The sequence below is a fragment of the Rhodovulum sp. genome (genome assembly GCF_011048875.1).
Taxonomy (GTDB): Bacteria; Pseudomonadota; Alphaproteobacteria; order Rhodobacterales; family Rhodobacteraceae; genus Rhodovulum; species Rhodovulum tesquicola.
The window spans coordinates 1-2,427 of sequence record NZ_DSDD01000349.1 but is presented as its reverse complement, the minus strand read 5'-3'; the positions used below and the strand labels follow the sequence as shown (position 1 = coordinate 2,427).

2 protein-coding genes and 1 tRNA gene are annotated in these 2,427 nt (G+C 64.5%); 2 read left to right on the top strand and 1 reads right to left on the bottom strand.

What is annotated here, in order from left to right; all coding sequences use genetic code 11:
• Positions 1-57: 57 nt before the first annotated feature.
• Positions 58-133, bottom strand: a tRNA-Thr gene (locus ENN83_RS12270).
• A gap of 351 nt (positions 134-484) precedes the next feature.
• On the opposite strand from ENN83_RS12270, the gene ENN83_RS12265 reads away from it, so the two are divergent.
• Complete coding sequence (locus ENN83_RS12265; RefSeq protein WP_287187397.1) at positions 485-1,348, top strand: flagellar motor protein MotB; 864 nt, start codon at positions 485-487, stop codon at positions 1,346-1,348.
• 86 nt (positions 1,349-1,434) lie between these two features.
• Positions 1,435-2,427 (top strand): flagellar hook-basal body complex protein (locus ENN83_RS12260; protein ID WP_287187395.1); only part of this gene is annotated, 993 nt, incomplete at its 3' end.

Sequence of the window (2,427 nt, the reverse complement as noted above, 5' to 3'; positions counted from 1 at the left end):
GCGTTAAACCCGAGCCAAAATATTTTCTTTATAGTTCAGCCGCTTAGGCGAAAATTATGGTGCCCCAAGACGGACTCGAACCGCCGACCACCTATTTACGAAACAGGTGCTCTACCAACTGAGCTATTGGGGCCTTGATCGTCGTTTAAACGGGCAGCCCCCACTTGTCCAGAGCCTCATCGCCAAGGCGACATGGTGAACCGAACCCGCGCCCTGACCCTCCACCGCCATCGCGCATCTCCCTTCCATCGCGCGTCCTTCCCTCGCACGAAGCTTGGCGCCGCGACGGCGCGCCGCAAGGGCGAGCCGGAACACCGGCCCTGTGCGCGTCTGCACGTCCAGGCCGCAACAGGCCCGGGACATGCGCGAAAAAAGGCTTCAGTTCCACGCGTTACCGCCCGAATTCCGCCAAGTTTCGGCGTTACCCCGATCGGCATGGCTGCCCACTAGAAAAGCGGTGGGGTACGAATACGAAGGTGGTGCGATGGCGCATGGTACGAACGCGCCAGTCATCATCAAGCGTAAGAAGGTAGTGGGCGGCGACGGACATCACGGTGGGGCGTGGAAGGTCGCATATGCCGACTTCGTGACCGCCATGATGGCCTTCTTCATGCTGATGTGGCTGCTGAACGCGACGACGGAAAAACAACGCAAGGGGATTGCGGACTATTTCAATCCCACGATTCCGGTCAACCGGGTCTCCGGTGGCGGCGAGGGCGCCTTCGGCGGCGACAGCGTGTTCTCCGAACGCATCCTGTCCCAGACCGGGACCGGCGCGGCCCAGCCCAGCCCCACGCCCGAACGGCAGGCCCGCGGCGAGGTCGGCTCGGAGCAGGACGCACGGCAGAAGAACGACGCGTTGGCCCAAGCCGAGGCCGAGGCCCTGCGCGAGATCGAGGAACTGCTGAACGGCAAGAGCGGCGAAACCGTCTTCAGCGAGCAATTGCTGCGCCACATCGCGACGCGCCTGACCGACGAGGGGCTGATCGTCGAGATATTCGACCTCGACGACGCGCCGCTCTTCGTCGGTGACGGCACCGAGGCGATGCCTGTGCTCGACGAACTGATCGCGGTCATCGGCCAGGCCTTCACGCTGGTGCGCAACGAGGTAGCGGTGGCCGGCCATGTCAGCGCCCGGCCCATCGTTCTGGCCGACAACCCGGTCTGGGATCTCTCGACCGCGCGCGCCCATGCGGTCCGCCGCCTGCTCGAGGAGGCCGGGCTGCGCCAGGACCGGTTCGAGCGGATCACCGGCTATGCCGACCGCAAGCCCGCCGTCTCGGTGGCGATGGCGCCGCGCAACAACCGGCTGGAACTGGTGCTGCTGCGCTCGGACACGGGGAACTAGGTGGGATTTTAGATGTTAGGGGGGCGTTAAATGTCGGGGTGTAACGGTGCTGTCGGCTGGGGATCAAGCTGCAGAAAGGCGCTCACATGACCATTTCCTCCTCGCTTAACGCCGGTGTCTCTGGCCTTGCCGCCAATGCGAACCGGCTTGCGACCATTGCCGACAACATCGCGAACTCGTCGACCTATGGCTACAAGCGGGCGCAGACCGATTTCCACTCGATGGTGCTGGACGGCAACCGCGGGACCTATACCGCCGGCGGCGTGCGGATCACCTCAACGCGCATGATCGACCAGTCGGGCGCACTCGAGGCGACGAACAATCCGACCGATCTCGCGGTGCGCGGGCGAGGTTTTCTTCCGGTGATGCAGGAAACGTCCCTGATCTCGAACACCGACGACTACCCCATGTATCTTGCGACGACGGGGTCCTTCCGCACCGACGCCAACGGCATCCTGCGGACGTCCACGGGGCTTGTCCTGATGGGCTGGCCCGCCAACCCCGACGGCACGATCCCGCCCTATCCCCGGGACACGGCCGACGGCTTGCGGCCGGTGCAGATCCAGACCAACCAGTTCGCGGCCGAACCGACCACCGAGATCACGCTGGGCGTCAACCTGCCCGCGACCGAGACCGAGCCCGGCGCCTCCGGGACGCCGCTGAACCTGTCGGTCGAGTATTTCGACAATCTCGGCACCTCCCAGAGCATCGCGGTGACCTATTCGCCGGACGTTCCCGGCGCATCTCCCGCCTCCAACAGATGGACGATGGAACTGCGTGACTCCGCCCAGGGCGGCGCCTTGATCGGCGAATACGATCTGGTCTTCGACGCAACCCAAGCCAATGGCGGCACGCTCCAGTCGGTCACCCTGACCGCAGCCGGAACCGCGGCCGGTGCGGGGGCATGGAACCCGGTGACGGGGGTTCTGAACGTCGATGTGGGTCCGCTGGGCGATACCCTGTCGATCAATATCGGCGCCCAGAATGCGGGCGGCATCATGAGCCAGCTTTCAGACAGTTTCGCGCCCACCTCGATCATCAAGAACGGTTTCCCGGTGGGCAACCTGACCTCGGTCGAG

What these genes read in the sequence shown, in the direction of transcription:
- ENN83_RS12265 (WP_287187397.1), top strand. Translation starts at nt 485, where the DNA reads ATGGCGCATGGTACGAACGCGCCAGTCATCATCAAGCGTAAGAAGGTA.